The following is a 20,849-nucleotide window of genomic DNA, read 5'->3' as shown; positions in this document are numbered from 1 at the left end:
GCGGCGGCGATGGGGTTGACCGGTGCCGGATCGGTGGTGGTGTGGTTCAGCGGGCCGGCGGCGAGGCCACCGGCGACGGTCAGACCGGCGATGGCGAGCACGCTCTTACGCAGCATGGTGTTCATGAGCAGGCTCCAATCGGGGGTCGGGCGTCGCCGACGGGGGATCGGCGCGGCGACACCAGCGCCGTGACGGCGCACAGAGCAAGCAGAGAAGAGGGATGCCGGCGGGTCGCGGACGGGGGTCTTCGCGGCGCCGGGACCAGGTGTAACGACTGACGGGGGCGGGACATTCCCCGCGGGGTACGGGCCCTGCTCGGTCAGCCACCGGTTACAACGCCGTACCCCCGGCCGGCATTCCACCCCGCCCCACGCCACCACGCCGACATACCGGACATCCGGCCCCAGGGCTCGCAACACGCCAGAGGCAGGCCCGGACGGTACGCAGCCACCCGACGGTGTGCCCGGCCACCGGGCCTAGGGTGGGGTACGTGGCGACACTTCTGCTCCTGCGACACGGACGTACCACCGCCAACGCCGACGGCGGACTGGCCGGCCGGCAGCCGGTCGAACTGGACGAGACCGGCCGGGCTCAGGCGACGGCGGTCGGCGAGCGGCTGCGCGCGGTGCCCCTGGCGGCCGTCGTGAGCAGTCCGCTGATCCGCTGCCGGCAGACCCTCGACCTGGCGTTGCCACAGTCGTCGCCGGTGACCGACGAAGGACTCATCGAGTGCGGGTACGGCAACTGGGAGGGGCAGCCGCTCAAGAAGCTGGCCAAGGAGCCGCTCTGGCCGGTGGTGCAGCAGCATCCCAGCGCGGCGGTCTTCCCCGAGGGCGAGGCGATGGCGCAGATGGCGGCCCGTGCCGTCGCCACGGTACGCGCCTGGGACGCCCGGGTGACCGCCGAGCACGGCCCGGAGGCGGTCTGGTTGGCGTGCAGCCACGGCGATGTGATCAAGGCGATCGTGGCGGACGCGCTCGGCGTACACCTTGATCTTTTTCAGCGGATCGTGGTGGACCCGGCGTCGGTGACGGCGATCCGCTACACCCCGCTCCGCCCGTTCCTGGTGCGCCTCAACGACGTCGGTGGCGACCTGACCGGGCTGGTACCGCCACCGAGCAAGCGGCGCCGGCGGGCCCGGTCGGTCGACTCGGACGCCGCGGTCGGCGGCGGTGCGGGAGCGGCCCGGTGAGCCGCCCGGCCCGAGCCGGTGGCAGGGCCGCGAACGGGGCGGGTGAACGGGCGGCGAGCCGGGCCCGGAAGCGTACCGGAATTCGGGTCGGTGGGGTGCGCGGTGCCCGGGGCCGCCGGATAGGGTCGTGGGTATGACCCACCAGGTGCACGCCTTCGAGCCGCCGGAGCGGTTCGTCGCCGGGACCGTCGGGCCGCCGGGGGAGCGCACGTTCTTCCTCCAGGCGCGCGGCGGAGGCCGGCTGGTCAGCGTCGCGCTGGAGAAGGTCCAGGTCTCTCTGCTCGCCGAGAAGTTGGAGGAGTTGCTCACCGAGGCGCAGCGCCGGTTCGGGGTGGAACTGCCCGAGGCGCCGGCCTCGCTCGGTGACAACGACCCGCTGGAGACGCCGGTCGACGAGGAGTTCCGGGTCGGCACGCTGGGCCTTGCCTTCGACGCGGACACCGCGACCGTGGTGATCGAGGCGATTGCGGTCGGCGAAGCCGAGGCCGAGATCGAGTTGGGTGAGTCCGAGGAGGACGAAGCCGACGACGTCGAGCCGGACGAGGATCTCGACCGGCTCCGGGTGCGGTTGACCCCCGAGGCGACCCGCGAGTTCATCGAACGGGCCCGGCGAGTGGTGAACGCGGGCCGCCCGCCCTGCCCGCTGTGCGGCCAGCCGCTCGACCCGGCCGGTCACCTCTGCCCCCGGCACAACGGCTATCACCGGTGACCTCGTCCGGCGTGACCCCCCGACAGGATGGTGGCGCCGCGCTGCGTCTGCTTCGTGACGGTGAGCTGACCGTCGAGGGGCGGTTGGTCGACGCGTCGAACACCACCTTGCGCGGCATTCTCACCCTCGACGGCATGACCGCCCGCTGCGTCTACAAGCCGGTACGCGGTGAGCGTCCGTTGTGGGACTTTCCCGACGGCACGCTGGCCGGTCGCGAGGTCGCCGCCTATCTGGTCTGCGCGGCCACCGGCTGGGATCTGGTGCCGCCGACCGTGCTGCGTGACGGGCCGTTCGGCCCCGGCTCCTGCCAGCTGTGGATCGACGAGCCCGACGACGCCGAGCCGTTGGTCGGGTTCGTGCCGGCCGACGCGCTGCCACCCCGGTGGTTCCCGATCGCGGCGGCCCGCGACGACGACGGCACCGCGTACGCCCTGGCCCACGCCGACGACCCCCGGCTGGCCCGGCTCGCGGTGCTCGATGCGGTGATCAACAATGCGGACCGCAAGGGTGGCCACGTACTGCTCGGCCCGGACGACCGGATCCACGGGGTCGACCACGGGGTCAGTTTCCACGTGGAGGAGAAGCTACGTACGGTGCTCTGGGGCTGGGCCGGCCGGCCGTTGCCCGCCGACGCCGTGGCGGCGCTCGACCGCCTCGCCGGTCAGCTCCGCGGCCCGCTCGGCGCCGAACTCGCCGAACACCTCACCCTCAGTGAGATCACCGAGTTGGCGGCGCGGATCGACCGGCTGCGCCGGCACGCCTGTTTTCCGCAGCCGCCCGCGGACTGGCCGGCAGTGCCGTGGCCGCCGCTGTGAGCTGAGGGGTTGATCACTGCGGGCTGGCGGTGACGGTGACCCAGGGCTGGTTAGGCTGACGGTCATGGACTCTTGGGTGGGGCACGAGGTGCCACGATTGCCGGGCAGGAGCGGGGCGCTGAGGTTGTTCGACTCGGCGCGGCAGGCCGTGCACCCGACCGACCCGCCCGGCCCGGCGACCATGTACGTCTGCGGCATCACCCCGTACGACGCCACCCACCTCGGCCACGCCGCCACCATGATCACCTTTGATCTGGTGCAGCGGATGTGGCGCGACGCGGGCCACCAGGTGCGGTACGTGCAGAACGTCACCGACATCGACGACCCGCTGTTGGAACGCGCTGCCCGCGACGGTGAGGACTGGAAGGTCCTGGCCATGCGGGAGACGGCGCTGTTCCGGGAGGACATGGAGGCGCTGCGGATCATCCCACCCGCCCACTACGTCGGCGCGGTCGAGTCGATCCCGGACATCGCCGAGAAGGTGCTGGTGCTGCTCAAGGACGGTGCCGCGTACCGGTTGGACGACGGCACCGGGGATGTCTACTTCGACATCTCGGCCGCGCCCCGCTTCGGTTACGAGTCCAACCTGTCCCGGGACGAGATGCTGAAGATCTTCCCCGAGCGCGGCGGCGACCCGGACCGGGCCGGCAAACGCGACCCGCTCGACCCGCTGCTGTGGCGCGGCGCCCGGGCCGACGAGCCCTCCTGGCCCGGCGGTGACCTCGGCCCGGGGCGGCCGGGCTGGCACATCGAGTGCGCGGTGATCGCCCTGGGCCTGCTCGGCTCCACCATCGACGTGCAGGGCGGCGGCAACGACCTGCTCTTCCCGCACCACGAGTGCTCCGCCGCGCACGCCGAACGGCTGACCGGGGCGGCGCCGTTCGCCGCCCACTACGTACACGCCGGCATGATCGGCCTGGACGGCGAGAAGATGTCCAAGTCCCGCGGCAACCTCGTCTTCGTCTCCCGGCTGCGCGCCGACCAGGTGGACCCGATGGCGGTCCGCCTGGCACTGCTGTCCGGCCACTACCGCGCCGACCGGTCCTGGACCGAGGACCTGCTGGCCGCCGCGCAGCAGCGCCTGGACCGCTGGCGTCGGGCCGCCGCCGCGCCCGCCGGGCCGTCCGGGGAGACGTTCCTGGCCGGCGTACGCGACCGCCTCACCGACGACCTCGACTCGCCTGGTGCCCTCCGGCTGGCCGACGAGTGGGCCGAGCGGACCCTTGCCGCCAACGCCGGTGATCGCCGGGCCGACCCGGCGCTGCAACGACTCGCACAGCACTCGGCCGACACCGGCACCGGCTCGGCTGACGATCCGGCGGCACCGGCCCTGTTCGCCGACACCCTCGACGCCCTCCTCGGCATCCGCCTCTAGGTTCCGTCTCGCAGATCTTGGTTCGAAACGGCCCCCATAGAGGCCGTTTCGAACCAAGATCCGCGGCTAGGACCGGGAGTCCGACCAGCGTGGTTGGACCGCGGCGGGGACGAGCAACGCAGCCGGGTAGGACGCAGCCTCAACGGCGCAAGCACCGACGCGACCAGGCGGCCAGGTACGACGTGCCCGGTACCCACTTCCACACCTTGCTCGACCCGTCGAACATCGATCGGCCCACCCGCCGTCCCCGACCACAAGATCCGCGAGACAGAACCTAGCCCCACCACCCACCCCTCCCGCCCTGCGGTCCCTCCCACCCCGCCCGGGTCCGCCCCACCCCGCCCCGCCCCGGTCCGCCCGGGTCCGCCGCGCCCCGCCGCGCCCCGCCCCGTCGATCTTGCACTTCTGGTCGCGGTTGTGCGGCATTTGCGGCTTATATGGCGACGAAAAGTGCAAGATCGACGGGGCGGTGCGCGGCGGGCAGTCCGGGCCGGGGTGAGGGCGGGAGGGGCGGGGTGTGCCCGGGGTGGTGGGTTAGCCGAGGATGAGGCCGGGGTCGGGATCGGGGTCGGCTGTGGGGGCGGGGATCAGGTACTCCTCGGTGAGGGTGGTGACCGGCCCGGGCCAGGTCGCCTGGGCGACCTCGATGGGTTTGCGGTGCGTGTCGTACGCCACGTGCAGCAGGTGCAGCACGGGGGTGTCCGGCCGGATCTGGAGGGTTTCCGCCTCCTCCCGGCTGGGCTGGCGCGCGGTGATCGTGTCGGTGGCGGTGGCGTACCGCCGCCCGATGACCTCCTCGGCCTCCTGGTAGAGCGGGCGGCCGAACGCCTCGGCGCGTTCCAGGGAGGTGCCGGCGGTGTCGGCGGGCAGGAACCAGGAGGCGCCCACTTCGACCGGTGAGTCCTCGGTACGGACCAGGTGTCGGCGGCAGAGCAGGTCGGTGCCGTCCGGTACGCCGAACGCGTCGGCCACCTCCGGTGGTGCGGGGGAGCGGCCGACGGAGACGAGTTGTTGCCGGTAGCGGGCAGCCAGATCGGTGTGGTAGCCACGGAAACCGCCGTACCGCCCTCGGGAGAGCCGGTTGAGGCGACGGCGGGTGCCGCGTACGTACGTACCGGAGCCGGGCTTGGTGATCAGGACGCCCTCGACCCGCAGCTGGTCGACGGCGCGTTGCACGGTCTGCTTCGCCACGCCGAACATCTCGGCGATGGCCGGGATCGACGGCAGGCGCTCGCCCGGCCCCCAGTCACCGCGCCGGATCTGTGCCTTGAGCTGCGCGGCGATCTGCCGGTGCGGAAACTCGGCCGCGCCGGGATTGATCTGCATCCCGACCTCCTATCAGCTAGGTTCCTAGGATGCCCTACGCGAGGTGACCCCGCCACCCCATCGATCCCGCGCGTCGAAGGTGTCGCCGTCCGGATCAGAGCGACCGGCAACGATCAGGGCCCCGGGCAGTAAGCCCGGGGCCCTGAAGAAGGCGGATCTGTCGGGGTGGCTACCAGGAACCGGCGGTGGGGCCGGCCGAGCCGCCCCGGCGGCGCAGGTACTTCTCGAACTCCTGGGCGATCTCGTCGCCGGTCAACGGGGTGATGCCCGCGTCACCGACCCGTTCCTCCAGCTCGCGGACGTACTCGCCGAGTTCGGCGTCCTGCTCGGCGGCGCTGCGCACCCGCTGCTCCCACTCGGCGGCCTCCTCGGCCAGGTCGGCCATCGGCACCGGCAGGTCGACCACCTCCTCGACCCGGTGCAGCAGGGCCAGGGTCGCCTTCGGGCAGGGCGGGTTGTTGGCGTAGTGCGGGACGTGCACCCAGAACGAGACCGCGTCGACCTCGGCGCGGGTGCAGGCGTCGTGCAGTACGCCGACGATGCCGGTCGGCCCGTCGTAGCGGGTGGGGGTGAGCTGGTAGCGCTTGGCCGCGTCGGCGTCGGAGGCGCTGCCGCTGATCGGCAGCGGCCGGGTGTACGGCACGTCCGCCAGCAGCGCGCCGAGCAGCACCACCCGCTCGACCTCCAGGCTGTGGCAGATCTCCAGTACCTGCTCGCAGAAGGTGCGCCAGCGCATGCTCGGCTCGATGCCCCGGATCAGCACCACGTCCCGGTCCGTACCCGACGGGCTGGCGACGGTGAACCGGGTGGTCGGCCACTCCACCCGCCGGGTGGCCCCGTCGGACATCGCGATGGTCGGCCGGCTGACCTGGAAGTCGTAGAAGTCCTCCGGGTCCAGCTCGGTGATCGGCTTGGCCTGCCACACCTGTTCCAGGTGCTCGACCGCGGCCGTCGAGGCGTCGGCGGCGTCGTTCCAGCCCTCGAAGGCGGCGATGGCCACGGGGGACCGCAGCACCGGCAGCCCGTCGAATTCGGTCACGCCGTCACCTCACCCTGCTCGTTGCCGGCGGCCCCGGTCGTCCGCCCGCCGTGCACGGTGGTGTCGCTGTAGTCCCTCACACGGTCAGCCTACGTGCCGCGCCCGGACGCGGCCCGCCGGCCGCGCCGGATGAGCCGGCTCCGCGACCCGGCGCACCCGGCCGGCGACCTCGGGTGATCAGTAAGCTAACCGGCATAGGCTACCAAACCGGTCAACGTGATCCCGGCGACACAATGTGGGAAGGGGGGCGCGCGGGGCGGCGAGCCGGCCGCGCCGCACTAACCTGAGTTCGTGCGGACTTCGTTGCTCGATGCGCTGGCAGACCGGATCCTCATCGCCGACGGGGCGATGGGGACGATGCTCCAGGCCGCCGACCTGACCCTGGACGACTTCGACGGCCTTGAGGGTTGCAACGAGATCCTCAACGTCACCCGCCCGGACGTCGTACGCGGGGTGCACGAGGCGTACCTGGCGGCCGGGTCGGACTGCGTGGAGACCAACACCTTCGGCGCGAACCTGGCCAACCTCGCCGAGTACGACATCCAGCACCGGATCCGGGAATTGTCGGCGGCGGGTGCCCGGATCGCCCGCGAGGCGGCCGACGCGTACGGCACGGCGGAACAGCCCCGCTTCGTGCTCGGCTCGATCGGACCCGGCACCAAGCTGCCCACCCTCGGCCACGCCACCTACGCCACGCTGCGCGAGGCGTACCAGGAGAACGCCGCCGGCCTGATCGAGGGCGGCGCGGACGCGCTGATCGTGGAAACCTGCCAGGATCTGCTCCAGGTCAAGGCCGCCGTGGTCGGCTCGCGGCGAGCGATGGCGGAACTGGGCCAGACGATCCCGCTGATCTGTCACGTCACCGTGGAGACCACCGGCACCATGCTGCTCGGCAGTGAGATCGGCGCCGCGCTGACCGCGATCGAGCCGCTCGGTGTCGACCTGATCGGGCTGAACTGTGCCACCGGGCCGGCCGAGATGAGCGAGCACCTGCGCTACCTCGCCCAGCACGCCCGGGTGCCGCTGTCGGTGATGCCGAACGCCGGCCTGCCGCAGCTGACCGCCGACGGTGCGTTCTACCCGTTGACGCCGGACGAGTTGGCCGACGCCATGGAACGCTTCGTCACCGACTACGGCGTCGCCCTGATCGGCGGCTGTTGCGGCACCACCCCGGAGCACATCCGGCTGCTCGCCGAGCGGCTGCGGGGCGCCCGGCCGGGGCCGCGTGAGCCGCGTACCGACCCGGGTGTCTCCTCGATCTACCACCACGTGCCGTTCGCCCAGGACGCCAGCGTGCTGATGGTGGGGGAGCGGACCAACGCCAACGGCTCCAAGGCGTTCCGGGAGGCGATGCTCGCCGCCGACTGGCAGTCCTGCGTGGAGATCGCCCGTGGCCAGGCCCGGGACGGCTCGCACCTGCTGGACCTCTGCGTCGACTACGTGGGCCGGGACGGCACCACCGACATGCGGGAGTTGGCGGGCCGGTTCGCCACCGCCTCCACCCTGCCGATCATGCTGGACTCGACCGAGCCGGCGGTGATCGAGGCGGGCCTGGAGATGCTCGGCGGACGCTGCGTGGTCAACTCGGTGAACTTCGAGGACGGCGACGGCCCGGATTCCCGGTACGCCCGGGTGATGCCGGTGGTCGCCGAGCACGGCGCCGCCGTGGTCGCGCTGCTCATCGACGAGGAGGGCCAGGCCCGTACGACGGAGTGGAAGGTGCGCGTCGCCGGGCGGCTGATCGAGGACCTGACCAGCCGGTGGGGGCTGCGCCGCGCCGACATCCTCATCGACGCGCTGACCTTCCCGATCGCCACCGGTCAGGAGGAGACCCGCCGCGACGGCATCGAGACGATCGAGGCGATCCGGGAGATCGCCCGCCGCTGGCCGGGAGTCAACTTCACCCTGGGCATCTCGAACGTCTCCTTCGGGCTCAACCCGGCGGCCCGGCAGGTGCTCAACTCGGTCTTCCTGCACGAGTGCGTCCAGGCCGGGCTGACCTCGGCGATCGTGCACGCCAGCAAGATCCTGCCGATGTCGAAGATCCCCGACGAGCAGCGCGAGATCGCGCTCGACCTGGTCTACGACCGCCGCCGCGAGGGCTACGACCCGGTGCAGCGCTTCATCGAGGTCTTCGAGGGTGTGGACGCCGCGTCCGCCCGCGCCACCCGGGCCGAGGAGTTGGCCGCGCTGCCGCTCAACGAACGCCTCAAGCGGCGGATCATCGACGGTGAGCGCAACGGCCTGGAAGCCGACCTGGACGCGGCGATGGCCGCCGGCACCGCGCCCCTGCTGATCATCAACGACATCCTGCTGGACGGCATGAAGGTCGTCGGCGAGCTGTTCGGCTCCGGGCAGATGCAGTTGCCGTTCGTGTTGCAGTCCGCCGAGGTGATGAAGACCGCGGTGGCGTACCTCGAACCGCACATGGAGAAGGCCGACGACGGCGGCAAGGGCCGCATCGTGCTCGCCACGGTCAAGGGCGACGTGCACGACATCGGCAAGAACCTGGTCGACATCATCCTGTCCAACAACGGCTACGAGGTGGTGAACATCGGCATCAAGCAGCCGATCTCCGCCATCCTCGACGCCGCCGAGCAACACCGCGCCGACGCCATCGGCATGTCCGGTCTGCTGGTCAAGAGCACGGTCATCATGAAGGAGAACCTGGCCGAGATGGCCTCGCGCGGGGTCGCGGAGCGCTGGCCGGTGCTGCTCGGTGGTGCCGCGCTGACCCGGGCGTACGTCGAGGACGACCTGCGGTCGATGTTCCCCGGCCAGGTGCACTACGCCCGGGACGCCTTCGAGGGACTCTCCCTGATGGACCGGGTGATGACCGCCAAGCGCGGCGGTGCGCCGGTCATCGACGCCGACCGGGAGGCGGCCCTGGCGGCCCGTCGGGCCCGCCGCGAGCGGCAGCGCGCCGTGGTCGCCGAGTCGCTGCCGGAATTGAGCGACGCCTCGGTCCGCTCCGACGTGGCGGCCGACGTGCCGGTGCCGAGCGCCCCGTTCTTCGGTACCCGGGTGGTCAAGGGCGTGCCGCTGGCCGACTACGCGGCGCTGCTGGACGAGCGGGCCACCTTCATGGGCCAGTGGGGGCTGCGGGGTGCGCGCGGCGGCAAGGGACCGTCGTACGAGGAACTGGTCGAGACCGAGGGCCGGCCCCGGCTGCGCTACTGGCTGGACCGCCTGATCGCCGACCAGGTGCTGGAGGCGGCCGTGGTGTACGGCTACTTCCCGGCCTACTCCGAGGGCAACGACCTGGTGGTGCTGGACGAGAACGGGCACGCCGAGCGGGCCCGGTTCACCTTCCCCCGACAGCGCCAGGAACGCCGCCTCTGCCTGGCCGACTTCTTCCGCCCGCGCGGCGACGACCTGGACGTGGTCGCCCTGCAACTGGTCACCGTCGGCCAGCCGGTCAGCGAGTACGCGGCCAAGCTGTTCGCCCGCAACGAGTACCGCGACTACCTGGAGGTGCACGGGCTGTCCGTGCAGCTCACCGAGGCCCTCGCGGAGTACTGGCACAAGCGGGTCCGGGCCGAGTTGACCCTGCCCGACGGCCGTACCGTCGCCGCCGACGACCCGACCGATCTGGCCGGCCTGCTCCGCACCGACTACCGGGGCTGCCGGTACGCGTTCGGCTACCCGGCCTGCCCCGACCTGGAGGACCGGGCGAAGATCGTGGACCTGCTCGGCGCCGAGCGGATCGGCGTGCAACTGTCCGAGGAGTTCCAGCTCATGCCCGAACAGGCCACCGACGCGATCGTCGTCCACCACCCGGAGGCGAGCTACTTCAACGCCAAGTGACGACCGCCGCCCGCCTGTCGGCCTGAAGCCCAGTTCGAGGTAGAACTCCGCTGGCCCGCCGGTCCAGGGCGCCCAGGTGACGTATGCCTCGGCCAGCGACTTGACCCGGCGAGACCAGATCCACCTGATCGGGGCGCACCGACAGATCGAGAGCCGGCCTTGTAGTTCATCGGGGTGATCTTCTCCGGCCGCAGGCCGCGGACGGTAGCGGCGGACGTGGAGCCAGCTACGGGTTCAATCGCGGTCTGTTTGCCAGATCAGGCCGTCTCCAGGTCGCCGGCCGCAGACGTGCTGACCAGTCAGGGCACTTGTGTACGGTCGGGCGCATGACGACGGACGAAGATCGGGAGAGCCTCGCCGAGCGACTCGCGGCGCTGCCCGTACCCGAACTCGTCGACGTGCTGCGCCGGGTTCTGTCGCACCACACGGAGGAGGAGTACGGGATACGAACCGTACTCGTGCTGGCCACCGCGACGACCTACGCGGAAGAGCGCGGTGCGGTCGACGTCGAACTGGTCGCGTGGCCCGACCGCGAGTACTACCGGGGTGGGCTCGGCATCGACCAGGGACTCTGGGAAGAAGGCCGGTGCACCAGCTGCGACACCAGCGTCACGTCGAACGCCAAGCGGGCGTACTGCCCGGTCTGTGGCACAAGGTGCGCCCTGACCTGACGACCCCGACTGGGGCGATCGGCTCCGGCCGACCGGGATGATCGACTCCGTTGCGCTGGAACGGCGGCATCGCGCGTGCAGGGTATGCGCCGTTGCGGCGCAACGGCGGCGCCGGCGCTGGGCCCAGCACTCGGCCGGCGTTCGGGTTTGACCCGGCCTGAGAACCTGGACGTCCAGACCTGGTCCGCGAGCCCGAATGCTCAGACCTGGTCCGCGAGCCGGAACGCTCGGGGCCGCGGCCCGCCGCCCCACCGGGAGGACGTATGCGAGTCAAGCCCGCTCAGACCCTGCTCTTCGGACTCGGCTGCGGTGCCGCCGGCGGCATCCTCCTCGGCGAGGTGGCCATCTGGCCCGCCCTGGTGGCCATCCTGGCCGGGGTCACCATGACCGCGTTCGGTTCGTCGGCACCCACCCTCAGCGCGGAAGGCCACCTGGCCGGCGCTGACCGCGCGCCGGCCCCGCGGCGCGTTCGGACGTTCCAGTTGGCCGACGACGGGCCCACGCTCGCCGGGCTGGGCACCCGCGTCGAGCAGATCCTCGAGCTTGCCGAAGAACAGGCCGACGACCACCGCAACGAGGCGAAGCGGGAGTCGGAAGGCATCCTGGCGGCGGCCCGGGCCGAGGCCGACGCCATCCTGGCGCAGGCCCGCGCGCAGGCCGACCGGACCACCGGTACGGGCGGCCCGCCGCTCTGAACTGGTGTCGGCCCCTACCGCTGCCCTCCGGTCAGCAGCGGGCAAGGTGGCCGGGAGCCGGGAGCCGGGAGCCGGGAGCCGGGAGCCGGGAGCCGGGAGCCGGGAGCCGGGAGGCGGCCGGGAGGCCGGGAGGCCGGGAGGCGGTCAGGGGAGCGGGGCCTCGGCGGGGGACGGGAAGGCGGCACGCGGTTGGGTACCCGCCCACCACATACCGATCGCCAACGCCGCCGTCGCCTCCAGGTACGCCGCCCGCGCCAACCCGCCGCAGGGTGCCGGCGTGCAGCCGATCGAGCCGATCAGGGTCTGCGTCGCGGCGATCGCGGTGGGATGGTCGGCGCAGAACGGCACGGCCAGCGGCACGTTCTCGAACGTGGGTGGACGTAGCGTCCAGATGCTGACGTGGCACAGGTTGAACGCCTTGACCACGTACGCCTCGGGCGCGGCAGCCGCCAGTCGCCGGGCGATCGACCCGGTCTCCCCGACGTCGAGCATCAGCCCGTCGTCGGTCGGTACCAGCGGGTTGGTGCAGTCGACGACGGTGCGCCCGGCGAGATCACCGGCCAGTTCGGCGGCCAACTGCGGGGCCGCCGCTGCCGGTACCGCCAAAAGCACCGCGTCTCCGTGGCGCGCCGCGTCGGCCAGGCTGCCGGTCCCGGCACCGGCGACGAGTTCGGCGATGCGCTGCGCCCGTTGCGGACGCCGCCCGCCGATCATCACACTGTGCCCGGCCGCGACCCAGGCACCACCGAGCGCCGCCGCCATCCCGCCCGTGCCGAGTATCCCGATCTTCATCCGTACGCCCCTCGTTCCGGCAGTGGCGGGACGGTGCGACCCGCCACTGCGGACCCTAGGCAGGCTGATGGAGACCAAACGGTGTTCGACACCTGGGGCAGGATGGCGAGCATGGGCGGGTGCACGGAACATGACGGCTTCACCTCCGACTGCCAGGCCCGCCTGGCGTTCGAGGTGCTCGCCAACCGGTGGGACAGCGTGGTGGTCTACACCCTCGCCGCCCACGGGCCGACCCGTCCGGCCCGGCTGCGGATCCGGATCGGCGGGATCAGCGCCAAGGTGCTCAACGAGGCGTTGCGCCGGTTGGAGTACAACGGCCTGGTGGAGCGCCGGCCGTACCGGCAGGCTCCGCCCCGCGTCGACTACGCGCTGACCGAAGCGGGCGAGGCGCTGGTGGAGCCGATGCGGCTGATGGGCGCCTGGGCCAACCGCTACGCCGACGCGGTCCTCGACGCCCAGCAGCGCTTCGAGGAGCGGTCGCCGGGCCGTGCGCGCCAGCGGTCACGGTGAGCGGCCCGGCGATTCCCGGGTCGGGTTCGTGGCGGTGCGGGCGGTCCACGCCCGGCGTGTCGACTGTCCAGGCTGCCACGAATCGGGCCGGGCCAGTCCCGGGCGGTGCAGCCAGGGTGCCACGGTGGGGGTGGCGAGGAGCAACGCTACGGCGAGGGCCGTGACCACCGCCTGTCCGATCCGGGCGGGGGTGACTCCGGGGGTGCTGTCCAGGACGTAGTTGGCGTAGCCGTTGGCCGCCGCGTCGGTGACCAGGATGGCGCAGCCGAGCAGCAGTCCTTCGAGTCGGCGTAGCGCCAGCAGCAGCGCCGCGAGCGGGTCCAGCACGGTCAACGAGGTGAAGTACAGCAGCAGCCAACCGGGGGTCGAGGAGGCGTCCGGGCCACCCGGTCGGAGGCCGGCGAGGTCACCCAGGTGGACGATGCCGCCGTACGCGAGGACGCAGGTCGCGGCGATGACCACGACGCGGATCCGGCGGGGCACGCCGGCCCACCGTGGCGTACCTGCTGCCGGCTCCATCGCCCCCGTCCCGTGCAGGGCGGCGACCGCCCGCCCGGCCTCGATGGTAGGCGCCCGGCGCTGCCGTGCCCCGGTGCCGCCGTGCCCCGGTGCCGCCGTGGCCGGGCGGCCGGCGGCAGTGGGCGCGCAGACGGGGGACTCTCGGAGGCTTCGCCGCTCATGATCATGACGACTGGCAGGATGTAGATCATGCTCGCGTTGCGCCGCACCATGACCACCTGGACCGTCTCCGTACCGATCGCCGCCCTGTTGGTGCTGGCGTTGACCTGGGACCGGAAGCTCGACGGCGTCATGGTCGTGGTGGTGGGCCTGTTTCTGGCCGGCGCGGTCCTCGCGGCCGTGCACCACGCCGAGGTGGTCGCGCACAAGGTCGGCGAGCCGTACGGATCGCTGGTGCTGGCCGTGGCGGTCACCGTGATCGAGGTGGCGCTGATCGTCACGCTCATGATCAGTGGTGGGGAGAAGACCCAGTCCCTGGCGCGGGACACCGTCTTCGCCGCCGTGATGATCACCTGCAACGGCATCCTCGGTCTGTCGCTGCTGATCGGCGCGCTGCGCCGCCGGCTGGCCGTGTTCAACCCGGAGGGTACCGGCGGCGCGCTGGCCACCGTGGCCACCCTCGCCACGCTCAGCCTGGTGGTGCCGACGTTCACCATCGGCCGGTCCGGTCCGCAGTTCAGCCCCGCCCAGTTGACCTTCGCGGCGGTGGTCTCGTTGGCCCTGTACGCCCTGTTCGTGATGGTGCAGACCGGCCGGCACCGGGACTACTTCCTGCCGGTGGGCAGCGAGGGGGAGACGTTGCCGGAGGAGGTACACGCCGATCCGCCGTCGAACCGGCAGGCCCTGGCCAGCGTCGGGTTGCTGCTGGTCGCCCTGGTGGCGGTGGTCGGCGATGCGAAGTCGGTCTCCCCGGCGATCGAGGCGGGCGTCGCCGCGGTGAACCTGCCTCCGGCGTTCGTCGGCGTGATCATCGCGTTGCTGGTGCTGCTGCCGGAGACGCTCGCCGCGGCCCGCGCCGCCCGGCGCGACCGGGTGCAGATCAGCCTGAACCTGTCGCTCGGCTCCGCGATGGCCAGCATCGGCCTGACCATCCCGGCCATCGCCATCGCGTCGATCTGGCTGGAGGGACCGCTGCTGCTCGGCCTCGGCGGCACCCAGGTCACCCTGCTCGCGTTGACCGTCGTCACCGGTGTGCTGACCGTCGTGCCGGGCCGGGCCACCCTGTTGCAGGGTGGGGTGCACCTGGTGCTGTTCGCCGCCTTCGTCTTCCTCGCCGCCAGCCCCTGACCGCTGTCAGTTCTTGACCACCGCCTCCCCTGACCGCCGGCCGGAGTCCTCCCGCGTTGGCCGCATCGTTTCGCGCCGGCCGGTCCGGCCGGTCCGGTCGGATCGGGCCAGCCCGGCGCGTCCGGTGAACCGGTGGGGTCGGTACGGCGTACCAGACGGCAAGGGCATGACGGCCGTACCGTCGGGGTATTGGATCCGGCATCGCCGAGGCGGGAGGATGCGGTGGCGGTTGGCGGGCGAGGGCGGCGGCAGGGGAGGTTCGCCGGCCTGGCGGTGGCACTGGTGGCGGCGACCGCGTGCATGGTCGATCCGGTCGACCAGCCGGCGGAGCCGACCGGGCAGCGGGAACCGGCGACACCGAGCGCCGAGGTGACCCGCGCCGACGGCACCGACACGGTCGAGGAATTCCAGGAGGACGTGGAGGTCGCCCGGCGCACCGCCGAACGGTACTGGGCGGCACAGTTCGAGGCGTCCGGCAGCTCGTTTCGGGAGATCCGGCGGGTGATCGCGTACCAGCGCGACGGGGAGGTGACCTGCGGCGGGCAGGAGGTGCCCCGCAACAATGCCGTCTACTGCACGGTCAGCGACTACATCGCCTACGACAGCAACTGGTCCTTCCGGGCGTTCCGGCAGGTGGGCGACGCGTTCGTGTACTACCTGATCGGCCACGAGTACGCCCACGGAATCCAGACCCGGTTGGGCATCCAGTACAACTTCACCATCCAGCAGGAGTTGCAGGCCGACTGCATGGCCGGCGCGTACCTGGGCGGCTCGGTGCAGGCCGGCTGGCTCACCCTCGCCGACGGTGACCTGGACGAGTTCCGCGAGGGCCTGCTCGCCGTCGGCGACGACCCCGGCCAGCCGTGGTTCGCCGAGGGCGCGCACGGCACCCCGGAACAGCGGGCCGAGGCGTTCTTCCGGGGCTACGAGAAGTCGCTGTCGGCCTGCGGGCTCAGTTGAGAAAGGTCACTGTGCCGGGCGTACGGCGGTGACGGGCTGACAGGATTCACCGGGTAGCCGAACGAGGAGGATCCCGGTGCGCAGCCATCCCGCCGCCGTGCTGTTCGACATGGACGGCACCCTGGTCGACAGCGAGCGGTTGTGGGATGTCGCGTTGGCCGAACTCGCCGAGGCGTACGGCGGCAGCCTCTCCACCGCGGCCCGGCGGGCGATCGTCGGCACCGGCATGGCCGACTCGATGCGGATCCTGCACGACGACCTGGGCCAGCCGCACCGGGACCCGACGGCCAGCGCGGCGTGGGTCAACGCGCGGATCCTCGAACTGTTCCGTACCGGGCTGCAATGGCGTCCCGGGGCACTGGCGTTGCTCGGCGCGGTGCGGAGCGCGCGGATCCCGACCGCCCTGGTCACCTCCAGCGGCCGGGCGCTGGTCGAGATCGCCCTGGACACCCTGGGGCGGGACAGCTTCGACGTGGTGGTCTGCGGCGACGAGGTGGAGGCGACCAAGCCGCACCCGGAGCCGTACCTGACCGCCGCGCGGCTGCTCGGCGTACCGATCGAGAAGTGTGTGGCGATCGAGGACTCGGCCACCGGGGTGGCCAGTGCCCTCGCCGCCGGAGCGGCCGTGCTGGCCGTGCCGGCGGAGGTGCCGCTCGCGCCCCGCGACGGCGTACACCAACTGGAGAGCCTGCTCACGGCGGACCTGGACCTGCTGGCCGCACTGCTCGCGCGGCCGGGCGCCTGACGCCGCGCTGCTCGCCCGTCCCGCGCTGCCGGTGTCGATCCGTCCCGCGCTGCTGGTGTTAAGAAGGGCCCCCTGTACCGCGCTAGGCGTTAACAGGGGGCCCTTCCTTACACCTCAGTCGTGGGCGATGGCGCCCAGGACGTTGATGCGGGCGGCGCGGATCGCGGGCAGGACCGCGGCGATCACACCGATGATGGCGGCCAGGCCGAGGAAGACCCCCATCTGGCCCCAGGGCAGCACCAGCTTGTTGATGCCCTCGTCGCGCAGGGCCTCGACCACGGCGGCACCCAGGCCGCTGCCGACGGCCACGCCGAGCAGCGCGCCGAACACCGAGATCACCACCGCCTCCACGGTGATCATGCCCATGGTCTGCGACCGCCGCAGGCCGATCGCGCGCAGCAGGCCCAGCTCGCGGGTCCGCTCCAGCACCGACAGCGCCAGGGTGTTGATGATGCCGAGTACGGCGATCACGATGGCCAGCGCCAGCAGGATCTGGATCATCGTGAGCAGGCTGTCGAGCTGCCCGGTCTGCTCCTCGATGAAGGCGTCCCGGTCGGCCACCGACACCTCCGGACTGTCCACCAGCAGCGCCTCCACCCGCGACTGCACGTCGGCCACCCCGGTGCCCGGTTCGAGCTGGATGAACGCCTGGATCGGCTGGGTGACGCTGAAATTGCGGGCGGCGTCGGCCGGCAGGATCACCGGGCCGAAGATCGGCGAGCTTTCGTAGATGCCGGTGACCGTGTAGGTCTGTGCGTCACCGCGGGCCAACTGCACCGGCAGCGTCGCGCCGACGGACAGCCCGCGTGCCTCCGCCGCGTCCGAGCTGATCAACATCTGTCCGGGTGCCAGCCGGTCGATGTCACCGGCGGTGGCCTTGGCGCCGTAGATCTGTCGCATCGCGGCCGGCTCGGTGACCGCACCCACCCAGGTGCGCTCGTCGCCCACCAGCGCCATGTCGCCGTACTGGCCATCGACCAGGCGGACCCCGGGGATCGCCTTCGTCTGGTCCAGCACCGCCGGATCGAAGCTCGGCGGGCGGGGCCCGTTCTGCGCCCCGGCGATCACCAGCTCCGCCTGGACGGTGTCCTGGACCAGGCCGCTGATGCTGCTCTTGGCCGAGTCGAGGATCACCGTGATGCCGGTGACCAGGGCGATGCCGACCATCAGCGCGGCGGCGGTGATGGCGGTGCGGCGCGGGTTGCGGCCGGAGTTGAGCCGGCCCAGCTTGCCCGGCACCCAGCCGGCGAAGACCGCGCCGAGCAGGGCCACCACCGGGCGGCTGATCAGCGGCGTCAGCAGGGCCACCCCGATGAACGCGAAGAGCACGCCACCGAGGATGGTCATCAGGGTTCGGCTGCCGGCGTAGCCGCCCAGGCCGACGAAGAGCAGGGTGGCGCCGATCGCGGTGACCACCGCCCCGGCGATGGTGATCTTCGTGAGCGGCCGGTCCGGCGTGGCCACGTCCTGCATCGCCGCGATCGGTGGGATCCGCGCGGCCCGCAGCGCCGGCAGCAGCGCGGCTAGCACGGTGATCACCAGGCCGACGCCGAACGCGCCGATCACCGCCGACGCGGGCACCGCGATCCCGGCCAGCGCCATCCCTCCGGCGAGGTTGCTGAACAGGTACGCCAGCAGCGCGCCGATGCCGATGCCGGCGGCCAGGCCGAACACCGAGGCGATCAGGCCGATGGCGATGGCCTCCAGCACCACCGAGCCGATGATCTGCTTGCCGCTGGCCCCGACGGCCCGCAGCAACGCCAGTTCCCGGGTCCGCTGCGCCACGATGATCGAGAACGTGTTGAGGATCAGGAACGTACCGACCAGCAGCGCCACCGCGGCGAAGCCGAGCAGGATCCGGTTGAAGAAGGCGAGGCCCTCCTTCAGACCGGCGGCGGCATCGGCGGAGAGCTGCTCACCGGTCTTGACCACGTAGTTGTCGCCCACCGCGGCGGCCACCGCGTCGCGCAGCTGGTCGTCGGTGACACCGTCGGCGGCGCTGACCACGACGCTGTTGTAGACGTCCGGCTCGCCGAGCATCAGTTGCTGGGCGACCGGCGTGGTGAACATGACCTCGTTGGCGCCGCCGAGGGAGTCCCGGTCGCCGCTGTAGCCGAAGATGCCGACGATGGTGAAGTCCTTGCGCGGCTCCAGGGTGAGCACACCCACCTGGTCGCCGAGGGCCACCTTGCCGGCCGTCGCCAGCCCCTTGTTGATCACGATTTCGTTGTCGGCCTGCGGTGCCCGGCCCTCCTGCAGCCGCACCAGGTCGCTCTCACCGGTCCAGTTGCCGCCCAGCTGCGGCGGACCGAACGAGGTGACCGCCTTGCCGTTGCTGCCGATCAGCCGTGCCCCGTCGGCGGAGACCACGCCGGTGGCCTCGGCCACCCCGTTCACCGCCCGTACCGTCTCCACGGTGCTGGCCGGGAACGGCCCGATCAGCTGCTCGCCCTCCATCTCGCCGATTTCGAGCTTCGGCTTGGCGGCGACGTTGACGTCGACCTCGGCGTACGCGTCGGCGAAGAGTGAGTCGAAGGAACGGCCGAGGGTGTCGGTGAGCACGAAGGCGCCGGAGACGAACATGACGCCGAGCACCACCGCCAGGCCGGACAGCACCAGCCGGACCTTGCGGGCCAGCAGGCTCTTGAGGGTCGCCCGGAACATCAGCCGGCCACCTCGGCGGGAGTGTCCAGCTTCTTCATGGTGTCCAGCACCGTGTCGGCGGTCGGCTCGATCAGTTCGGAGACGATCTGTCCGTCGGCGAGGAAGACCACCCGGTCGGCGTACGCGGCGGCGGTCGGGTCGTGGGTGACCATGACGATGGTCTGGCCGTGCTCGCGTACCGAGTTGCGCAGGAAGTTGAGCACCTCGGCGCCGGACCGCGAGTCGAGGTTCCCGGTCGGCTCGTCGGCGAAGATCACTTCGGGGCGGGCCACCAGCGCCCGCGCGCAGGCCACCCGCTGCTGCTGGCCGCCGGAGAGCTGCGCCGGCCGGTGGTCGAGCCGGTCCCGGAGCCCGACCGTGTCGATCACGACGTCGTACCAGGCCGGGTCGGGCTTGCGCCCGGCGATGGAGAGCGGCAGCAGGATGTTCTCCTTGGCCGTCAGCGTCGGCAGCAGGTTGAACTGCTGGAAGATGAAGCCGACCTTGTCCCGGCGCAGCTTGGTCAGACCCGCGTCACCGAGCCCGGTGACGGTGGTGTCGCCGACGTGCACCGTCCCCCGGGTCACCGTGTCCAGCCCGGCCAGGCAGTGCATCAGCGTCGACTTGCCGGACCCCGACGGGCCCATGATCGCGGTGAACCGTCCGCGCTCGAACTCGGCGCTGACCCCCCGCAGCGCGATGACCTGAGCCTCGCCGCTGCCGTAAACCTTCCACACGTCGCTCGCCCGGGCTGCGGCCTGTGCCGGCTGGCCTGTCGTAGCGGTCACGTCTCGTACCTCTCCGTCGCTGTTTGAATCGCGCCGCCCCCGCTGGTCCGGCACGAGTCCATCATCTGCGCTGGTTGCCCCGGATCCGTCCGACTCCGGGCGGAGGCGGAGCGGATTTCCGGCTGCGGGTAGCCCCCACGCGGAATCAGGGTTGTCCCCGACCCGGGCGTGCTGACGGCGGCGTCCCCGTCACCACACGGTGATCCTCGACCCTTCCCTCGCGTCAGAGTCAACCGTTTCCCGGCCCGGACCGTCACGGTAGGTGACGTATGCAACGCTGGCGTTACGCCCCAGGTCGCACCAGACCCGACTCGTACGCCAGCACCACCGCCTGGACCCGGTCCCGCAGCCCGAGCTTGGTCAGCACGTGCCCGACGTGGGTCTTGATGGTGGTCTCGCTGACCGACAAGGCGCGGGCGATCTCGGCGTTGGACAACCCCCGGGCCACCTGCACGAGCACCTCCCGTTCCCGGTCGGTGAGCGTGCTCAGCGTCTTCGGGGGCGATGCCGCCGGATCGGGCAGCACGTCGGCGAAACGGTCCAGCAGCCGCCGCAGGATCCGCGGTGCCACCACCGCGTCGCCGGCGGCCACCGTGTGGATCGCGGTGACCAGGTCCTCGGCCGGCACGTCCTTGGCCAGGAATCCGCTCGCCCCGGCCCGCAGCGCGCCCACCACGTACTCGTCGAGGTCGAAGGTGGTCAGGATGAGCACCCGGACCGGCAGCCGGGCGTCGACGATGGCCCGGGTCGCGGTCACCCCGTCCATCCGGGGCATCCGGATGTCCATCAGCACCACGTCGGGCAGCAGCCGGCGGGACAGCTCCACCGCCTCCGCACCGTCGCCGGCCTCGGCCACGATGTCCAGGTCCGGCTCGGCGCCGAGCACCATCCGGAAGCCGGTACGCAGCAGCGGCTGGTCGTCGGCGAGCAGGATGCGCACCGGCCGGGTCGGCCTCGTCGGATCGGCCATCTCGTC

General features: G+C 71.9%; 17 protein-coding genes and 1 pseudogene. 11 read left to right on the top strand and 7 right to left on the bottom strand.

Annotated elements, in window-relative coordinates; translation table 11 throughout:
• Window positions 1-481: 481 nt before the first annotated feature.
• From E0H26_RS02985 to mshC, 4 genes are all read left to right on the top strand, one after another.
• Window positions 482-1,192, top strand: a complete 711-nt coding sequence (locus tag E0H26_RS02985; protein ID WP_131300425.1) for a histidine phosphatase family protein — start codon at window positions 482-484, stop codon at window positions 1,190-1,192.
• Between the two features lie 133 nt (window positions 1,193-1,325).
• Complete coding sequence (locus tag E0H26_RS02980) at window positions 1,326-1,901, top strand: DUF3090 domain-containing protein (RefSeq protein ID WP_131300422.1); 576 nt, start codon at window positions 1,326-1,328, stop codon at window positions 1,899-1,901.
• On the top strand, window positions 1,898-2,716 hold the full coding sequence (locus E0H26_RS02975) for an SCO1664 family protein (protein ID WP_131300421.1): 819 nt from the start codon (window positions 1,898-1,900) through the stop codon (window positions 2,714-2,716). Before E0H26_RS02980 ends, E0H26_RS02975 begins: the two co-directional genes overlap by 4 nt.
• Before the next feature lie 64 nt (window positions 2,717-2,780).
• Entirely contained in the window at window positions 2,781-4,091 is a 1,311-nt protein-coding gene (gene mshC / locus E0H26_RS02970) for a cysteine--1-D-myo-inosityl 2-amino-2-deoxy-alpha-D-glucopyranoside ligase (protein ID WP_131300419.1), read from the top strand.
• 534 nt (window positions 4,092-4,625) lie between these two features.
• On the opposite strand, the gene E0H26_RS02965 is transcribed toward mshC, so the two are convergent.
• Together E0H26_RS02965 and E0H26_RS02960 are read right to left on the bottom strand one after the other, a co-directional pair.
• Window positions 4,626-5,417, bottom strand: a complete 792-nt coding sequence (locus E0H26_RS02965) for a GntR family transcriptional regulator (protein WP_131300418.1) — start codon at window positions 5,415-5,417, stop codon at window positions 4,626-4,628.
• 169 nt (window positions 5,418-5,586) lie between these two features.
• Window positions 5,587-6,456 (bottom strand): PAC2 family protein, encoded by an 870-nt coding sequence (locus E0H26_RS02960; protein WP_131300416.1) that lies wholly within the window; start codon window positions 6,454-6,456, stop codon window positions 5,587-5,589.
• 291 nt (window positions 6,457-6,747) lie between these two features.
• Between E0H26_RS02960 and metH the strand changes: the two genes are divergently transcribed.
• The 3 genes and pseudogenes from metH to E0H26_RS30535 form a co-directional block, all read left to right on the top strand.
• Window positions 6,748-10,263: a methionine synthase gene (gene metH / locus E0H26_RS02955; protein WP_206024816.1), complete on the top strand. Its 3,516-nt coding sequence runs from the start codon at window positions 6,748-6,750 to the stop codon at window positions 10,261-10,263.
• A 326-nt stretch (window positions 10,264-10,589) separates the two neighbouring features.
• Window positions 10,590-10,934, top strand: a complete 345-nt coding sequence (locus E0H26_RS02945) for a hypothetical protein (protein WP_131300414.1) — start codon at window positions 10,590-10,592, stop codon at window positions 10,932-10,934.
• Between the two features lie 497 nt (window positions 10,935-11,431).
• Window positions 11,432-11,590 (top strand): annotated as a pseudogene (locus tag E0H26_RS30535) (cell division protein DivIVA); the annotation flags it as partial.
• 183 nt (window positions 11,591-11,773) lie between these two features.
• Here the strand turns inward: E0H26_RS30535 and E0H26_RS02935 are convergent.
• Complete coding sequence (locus E0H26_RS02935) at window positions 11,774-12,553, bottom strand: NADPH-dependent F420 reductase (protein ID WP_276320372.1); 780 nt, start codon at window positions 12,551-12,553, stop codon at window positions 11,774-11,776.
• Here E0H26_RS02935 and E0H26_RS02930 point away from each other — a divergent pair.
• Window positions 12,533-12,931 (top strand): winged helix-turn-helix transcriptional regulator, encoded by a 399-nt coding sequence (locus tag E0H26_RS02930; RefSeq protein ID WP_240741984.1) that lies wholly within the window; start codon window positions 12,533-12,535, stop codon window positions 12,929-12,931. The two genes, E0H26_RS02935 and E0H26_RS02930, sit on opposite strands and share 21 nt — an antisense overlap.
• On the opposite strand, the gene E0H26_RS02925 is transcribed toward E0H26_RS02930, so the two are convergent.
• Window positions 12,923-13,450 (bottom strand): hypothetical protein, encoded by a 528-nt coding sequence (locus E0H26_RS02925; RefSeq protein ID WP_206024814.1) that lies wholly within the window; start codon window positions 13,448-13,450, stop codon window positions 12,923-12,925. The genes E0H26_RS02930 and E0H26_RS02925 overlap by 9 nt on opposite strands.
• Window positions 13,451-13,639: 189 nt before the next feature.
• Here E0H26_RS02925 and E0H26_RS02920 point away from each other — a divergent pair, with 189 nt between their 5' ends.
• The 3 genes from E0H26_RS02920 (at window position 13,640) to E0H26_RS02910 (ending at window position 16,442) form a co-directional block, all read left to right on the top strand.
• Window positions 13,640-14,737 carry a calcium:cation antiporter gene (locus E0H26_RS02920; protein WP_131300410.1) on the top strand — a complete coding sequence of 366 codons (1,098 nt, stop codon included), beginning with the start codon at window positions 13,640-13,642 and terminating at the stop codon, window positions 14,735-14,737.
• A 222-nt stretch (window positions 14,738-14,959) separates the two neighbouring features.
• Window positions 14,960-15,697 (top strand): neutral zinc metallopeptidase, encoded by a 738-nt coding sequence (locus E0H26_RS02915; protein ID WP_131300409.1) that lies wholly within the window; start codon window positions 14,960-14,962, stop codon window positions 15,695-15,697.
• Window positions 15,698-15,794: 97 nt separating this feature from the next.
• The gene (locus E0H26_RS02910) at window positions 15,795-16,442 is read left to right on the top strand and encodes an HAD family hydrolase (RefSeq protein WP_131300546.1); all 648 of its coding nucleotides are present in this window, start codon (window positions 15,795-15,797) and stop codon (window positions 16,440-16,442) included.
• Window positions 16,443-16,556: 114 nt separating this feature from the next.
• Here the strand turns inward: E0H26_RS02910 and E0H26_RS02905 are convergent, their stop codons facing one another.
• The 3 genes from E0H26_RS02905 to E0H26_RS02895 form a co-directional block, all read right to left on the bottom strand.
• Window positions 16,557-19,106, bottom strand: a complete 2,550-nt coding sequence (locus E0H26_RS02905) for an ABC transporter permease (protein ID WP_131300407.1) — start codon at window positions 19,104-19,106, stop codon at window positions 16,557-16,559.
• Complete coding sequence (locus E0H26_RS02900) at window positions 19,106-19,873, bottom strand: ABC transporter ATP-binding protein (RefSeq protein WP_131300405.1); 768 nt, start codon at window positions 19,871-19,873, stop codon at window positions 19,106-19,108. Before E0H26_RS02900 ends, E0H26_RS02905 begins: the two co-directional genes overlap by 1 nt.
• 283 nt (window positions 19,874-20,156) lie before the next feature.
• Window positions 20,157-20,843, bottom strand: a complete 687-nt coding sequence (locus E0H26_RS02895; protein ID WP_131300544.1) for a response regulator — start codon at window positions 20,841-20,843, stop codon at window positions 20,157-20,159.
• Window positions 20,844-20,849 lie beyond the last annotated feature (6 nt).

Source organism: Micromonospora zingiberis (assembly GCF_004331455.1).
Lineage (GTDB): Bacteria > Actinomycetota > Actinomycetes > Mycobacteriales > Micromonosporaceae > Micromonospora > Micromonospora zingiberis.
Note: the sequence above shows the minus strand (reverse complement) of the source record. Positions and strands in the feature narration are given on the sequence as shown.